Source organism: Candidatus Cryosericum septentrionale, from assembly GCF_003570995.1.
Lineage (GTDB): Bacteria > Caldisericota > Caldisericia > Cryosericales > Cryosericaceae > Cryosericum > Cryosericum septentrionale.
Map to the genome: position 1 here is coordinate 1 of NZ_QXIY01000009.1, position 5,086 is coordinate 5,086.

6 protein-coding genes are annotated in these 5,086 nt (G+C 57.8%); 4 read left to right on the forward strand and 2 right to left on the reverse strand.

The window, feature by feature from the left end:
• Positions 1-129: 129 nt before the first annotated feature.
• Positions 130-858 carry a tetratricopeptide repeat protein gene (locus SMC1_RS02535; protein WP_119085242.1) on the reverse strand — a complete coding sequence of 243 codons (729 nt, stop codon included), beginning with the start codon at positions 856-858 and terminating at the stop codon, positions 130-132.
• A 431-nt stretch (positions 859-1,289) separates the two neighbouring features.
• Here SMC1_RS02535 and SMC1_RS02540 point away from each other — a divergent pair, with 431 nt between their 5' ends.
• Positions 1,290-3,098, forward strand: a complete 1,809-nt coding sequence (locus tag SMC1_RS02540) for a M3 family oligoendopeptidase (RefSeq protein WP_165849154.1) — start codon at positions 1,290-1,292, stop codon at positions 3,096-3,098.
• 207 nt (positions 3,099-3,305) lie between these two features.
• Here SMC1_RS02540 and SMC1_RS02545 read toward each other — a convergent pair whose 3' ends face one another.
• Positions 3,306-3,644: a hypothetical protein gene (locus SMC1_RS02545; RefSeq protein ID WP_126855144.1), complete on the reverse strand. Its 339-nt coding sequence runs from the start codon at positions 3,642-3,644 to the stop codon at positions 3,306-3,308.
• Between the two features lie 274 nt (positions 3,645-3,918).
• Here SMC1_RS02545 and SMC1_RS10315 point away from each other — a divergent pair, with 274 nt between their 5' ends.
• The 3 genes from SMC1_RS10315 to SMC1_RS02555 all read left to right on the forward strand — a co-directional run bounded on the left by SMC1_RS10315 (position 3,919) and on the right by SMC1_RS02555 (position 5,009).
• The gene (locus tag SMC1_RS10315; protein WP_126855145.1) at positions 3,919-4,125 is read left to right on the forward strand and encodes a hypothetical protein; all 207 of its coding nucleotides are present in this window, start codon (positions 3,919-3,921) and stop codon (positions 4,123-4,125) included.
• A 50-nt stretch (positions 4,126-4,175) separates the two neighbouring features.
• Positions 4,176-4,526, forward strand: coding sequence for a hypothetical protein (locus SMC1_RS10320; RefSeq protein ID WP_126855146.1), 351 nt, complete (start codon positions 4,176-4,178; stop codon positions 4,524-4,526).
• Positions 4,527-4,589: 63 nt separating this feature from the next.
• Positions 4,590-5,009, forward strand: coding sequence for a hypothetical protein (locus tag SMC1_RS02555; protein WP_119085246.1), 420 nt, complete (start codon positions 4,590-4,592; stop codon positions 5,007-5,009).
• Positions 5,010-5,086: the final 77 nt, after the last annotated feature.

Consider the following 5,086-nt stretch of genomic DNA (forward strand, 5'->3'; position numbering starts at 1 on the left):
AGCAGAGGAGGCGTAGCAGCGCGACCGAATCCGACCCACCCGAAACGGCGACGACCACCCGGGCACCAGGGACCAACAGCTCAAGAGAAGTGCAATATGACCAGACGTCGTCCTGGAGCATGAGCCTGATCAGCTGTCAGCAAGCAGTTCGCTGAGCAGGAGCTCGACGTCGTGCCTTCTCCTGCCTGAACGGGTGAATGCCCGCAAGCACTCGATGGCCGTGGCACGTCTTCCCCAACCGTTCATGATTCTCACTGAACGCATAAGGAGTTCAGGGTCGTCCGGTCGCAGTGCAATCGCCTTCTGCAAGAACATCGTGGCGCGTTCCGTCTCGCGTGCCGCACCCAGAGCCATGGCCAGATTGTAGTAGCAGACGGAGGCGGCACCCGGGAGAGCGATGGCACGGGCCAGCGCTGTTACCGCGGTGGACGTCTTGTTCTGGGCAAGGGCATTCGTCCCCTTGTGGTGCCAGTACATGTACTCAGTTGGGGCAAGCTCGGCTGCCTGAGCGAACTCGATCCCGGCCTGCTCGAGGCGACCGGCATGGTGCAACACCAAACCATAACTGTTGTGGAGAGATGCATCGTCGGGGAACCTGGCAGTCAGATCGGCAAAGATCTCGATAGCCTCGTCGTTCAAGCCACACGCACTCGAGGCAACCGCAAGGTTCTTGCGCGTCACGTCAGCGCTGGGCAGGATCTTCAAGGCTTTGACGAAGACACCACGTGCTTCTTCCCATCTACCCTGGCCGTACAGGTAACTGCCGTACGCGTTCAACGAAGCACACCGACGGGCATCCTCGTTCTCCCTGGCCTCGACGATCACCTCTGGTTCAACAGCTCGTGGTCTTCGTGCCATCTCAACCTCCCTCTTCCTCTCCGCCCTGCCCCTGATGAGAGTGCGTTAGTCTCTGAACCGTCCGCAGGGCCAAATTGCGGCAACCGACCGCTTCGCTCTCACCTAGTAGTGTAGCGAAAAAACATAACTCACAAAGGCCGCCACAATCGATGTAAGCACGCCGACGTGCGTTACATCAGTATAGCCGCGTTGTGCGCCACCGCTACATCGTGGGGTCCCCTCGAAGACGGAGGAGTGTAACACTCTCGGGACGGTTCCGTTTTCTCCGAGACTGTTACACCTTCGCTACGCCCTTCAAGAAAAGGACTGGATTCCCGCATGCGCGGGAATGACGGAAGGGAAAACGGGAATGATGGATTGGCGCAGTTGAGGCCCCGGTGTTGTGTGGTATCATGAGGTGTCCGAACAAACATGCTCTTAAGGAGGAATCGATGAAAGCAGCAAAACTGGGGTCAGAGAATGTCATATGGGACCTGAGCGCCCTGTATGCAAGCCTTGACGATCCGCGCATCGCACGCGACATGAAAGCGGTACGACGGGACGCCGCCGCTCTCGCTGCGGAGTACCGCGGCAGGGTTGCAGCCGGCAAGATTCCCCCCGCCGAGCTCAGGAAGTTCATGGTCGAAGAAGAACGCATTAGCTCCGCGACCGGCCGCCTCGGTGAGTATGCAGAGCTCATGCTCACGACAGACAATCTGGACGAGGGCGCCAAGAGCTTGATGATGAAGATGCAGGAACTGGGCAGTGACATCTCCAACACGCTCGTCTTCTTCCCCATCGAACTGGGCCAGATCGACGAGGCCCTCTTTGCGCGCCTGGTCGCCGACAAGGCACTGGACAACTACCGCCACTACCTGCTGTTCCTGCGCAAGCAGAGAGAGCATCTCCTCAGTGAGAAAGAAGAGATGCTGCTCAGCAAGCGTGACCTGACGGGCAAGCTAGCCATACAGCGCATCTACCAGGAGCTGACGAGTTCGTTCAAGTTCACAGTCACCGTGAACGGCGAACGCAAGGTCATGAACGGCGAACAGGTCCGCTCACTGCGGGAAAGCACCGACTCGCGTCTGCGCGCACGTGCCATGAAACAGTACTTTGGCAAGTACGCCGAGAACACCCTCGTCATTACCAACGTCTTCGACACCTTGCTCAAGGACCACCAGATCGAGTGCGAGCTGCGCCACGTCGACGAACCGATGGGCATGCGGAACCTGGACAACGAGCTGGACGCAGAGATCGTCAACACCCTCTCCGACGTTACCAGGGACAATACTGACATCGTCGAGCGCTACTACACCCTCAAGGCGCGCCTTCTAAACAGCAAAAAGCTCACGCTGGCGGACATCTATGCGCCCATCAGCGCCAAGCCCCACACGTACACGTGGAACGACTCCAGGACCATCGTCCTGGACGCGTATGCCAAGTTCGATCAGCGGGCGCACGACATCATCCAGCAGTTCTTCGACAAAAACTGGATCGACGGCCGCACCCTACCCAACAAGACGGGAGGGGCCTTCTGCACCTTCAATCTCCCCGGCGCACATCCGTGGGTCATGCTCAACTTCACCGGGGCCAGCCGCGACGTGGAGACCATGGCGCACGAACTGGGACACGGCATGCACGGTATCCTGTCCGCCAAGCAGACTGCGGTCAACCGCGACGCCATCCTGCCCCTCGCCGAAGTGGCCTCGGTCTTTGGCGAAATGCTCGTCACCGACTACCTGCTTGGCCGCATGAAGGACCCTGAGGAGAAGATCGCACTCTACTGCTCCAAGCTCGAGTCGGCCTTCGCCACGACATTCCGTCAGAACATGTTCCACCGGTTCGAGACCCGTACGCACGGCCTCATCGCCGACCATCAACTGTCCACCGATGAGCTCCGCTCCATCTATCACGAGGAGCTGGTCAACATGTTTGGTGATTCCGTCACCATCCCCGCACACTACGACATGGAATGGGGTATCGTCCAGCACATGTTCCTGTGGCCCTTCTACGTCTACGCCTACAACTTCGCGCAACTTGTCGTCCTGTCGCTGTACCAGAAATACCTGGAGGAAGGAGGCGAGAAGTTCAAGCCCGTCTACTACCGCATCCTCGAGACAGGCAGCGCCATGACCCCCGCCGAGATCCTTGGTCTCGCAGGCATCGACCCGCGCGACAAGGCCTTCTGGCAGAAAGGTTTTGACTTCATGCGCACCCACTGGGTCGAACCCCTCGAAAAGCTCGTGTCTGAGCGCAAGTAGCCGCAAACACCCCGATGTCGATGACGATGGCGCCGGGGTGTAACACTCTTGGGACGGTTCCAAACTGTAACAGTGTTACACTTCGGGACGGGTCCAGCATGAAACAGTGGTGGACCCAGCCAATCTGGACTGGAACCTGCTGCTTGCTGATTAGAGGAAGTTGAGCGCCATAGTAGAACTAGCTACTCGAATGTCTTGCTGTGAATCTCATTGGAGCAGGAAGAAAAAGGCGCCTGGTTTGGTCTGCCAAACGACAGTCTTGCCGTCACTGATTACAGTGATAGGGACGCTCCATTGGTGGAACTGGTAAATCAGCCAGACCACGCCTTCATGCTTGTTTTCTCCAGATGACACGAGCACTACCTGGGTGACCGATATTTTACGTCCGGTGGACAGAAAATCCTCGTTCAGTTTCTCCTGGTACGAGTTCTGTACCTGTTGTTCTAACTGTTCCTTGCCTGGTTTGCACCCCGTAACAAGAAGACCAGCAGCACGATAGTCAACAAAACCTTCAGCAGATGTGTTTTTCTCATACTCCTCCTTCATTAGGGATACCAACGTCATAGTGTGTGTCGGATCCTCATCGGCGTCAATAATTCGTATTGCCTCACCTATTTCCTACTCCAAATTGCATCGTTGCCTCACGGATAAATCTACTCCAACACAGGTGACTGAGGAGGACCAATGGAAGAGGGTGAACAGATGAGAGGTGAGGAGATGGGGTTGACGGTGAAGCAATGACAAGCCGTCATGAACGAGTTGCGAGGACAATACCTCCCATACACCCCCGAACGAGAAGTCGAAGATCCTGGACGGGTTCGTGGACCTGACACATCTCAACCGTTTCTCCGCACGCAGCACCCTGCGAACGAAGGGGGCGCAGGGCAGGGGTCCCGTGCATCACCCCAGAGCATCCGTCTACAAGGGGGCGGTCCTCCCTGCGCTCACAGAGTTCTGGCATCTGTCGGACAGGCTGTGTGGCAAGCGTCTTGTCCCGTTCCTGCGGCGCATCCTCCCCTCCCCCTGACCCGGGGACAGCTTGACCTTGTTCCTGCTCTTCGTGATCTCCTCCTTCGCATGAGTCCGGCCACCTGTGACCGGTTGCAACATCCGCACCCTCGTCCCGGCATGCTCCTCCTGCGGCAGGTCCCTGTCCAGACTGCTGCGGAGTGGGACCGTACCCGGCCGGGGTTCGTCGCTGTGGACCTGGTGACCCATGAAGGCAGTGTTGCCGGAGGAGAGTATGCCTGCACGCTGGACGTCACCGACGTGGCAACAGGGTGGACCGAGACCAGGGCGGTACGGAACAAGAGTCAGGAGCATGTCGTGACTGCACTGAGCAACATTTGCAGTGACCTCCCGTTCCCGCTCCTGGGTATCCATTCGGAGTACGGGAGCGAGTTCATGAACAACCACCTGATCCGCTAGCCTCAGCAGGAGCACATCACTAAGGCACGGTCCCGCCCATACAGGAAGAATGACAACTGACCAGTGGAGCAGAAGAACTGGAGCATCGTCCGCAAGGCGGTCTGGTATCTCCGGTATGACACCGAGGACGAAGTCCTGCTCATGAACACGATCTATGAATCGCTCCGGCTGTTCACCAACTTCTTCCTGCCGGTGATGCAGCTCACCCACAAGACACGACAGGGAGCCAAAGTCACCCGCTCATATGGCGCACCCTGCTCCCCGTATGAGCGTGTCCTGGCCTCCCCCTGCATCACGGAGGAAGCAAAGGAGGTGCTCAGGGCTCAGGAGCAGCATCTTGATCCTGTCGCTCTTCATGATACGATCCTTGAGGATCAACGGCACCTGCGGGACCTTGTTCTCACCAGGAACTACGACCAACCCCACATCATTCCGAGGAAAGGCATGGACTGGCAACTTCATCCGGTTTCGAGTAGATTCTGATGTGAGGCAACGACTCCTCGTTCGAGTAGGTTTACTCGTGAGGCAACAGGTACCACCTGGCCGGCGAGGACCGCATA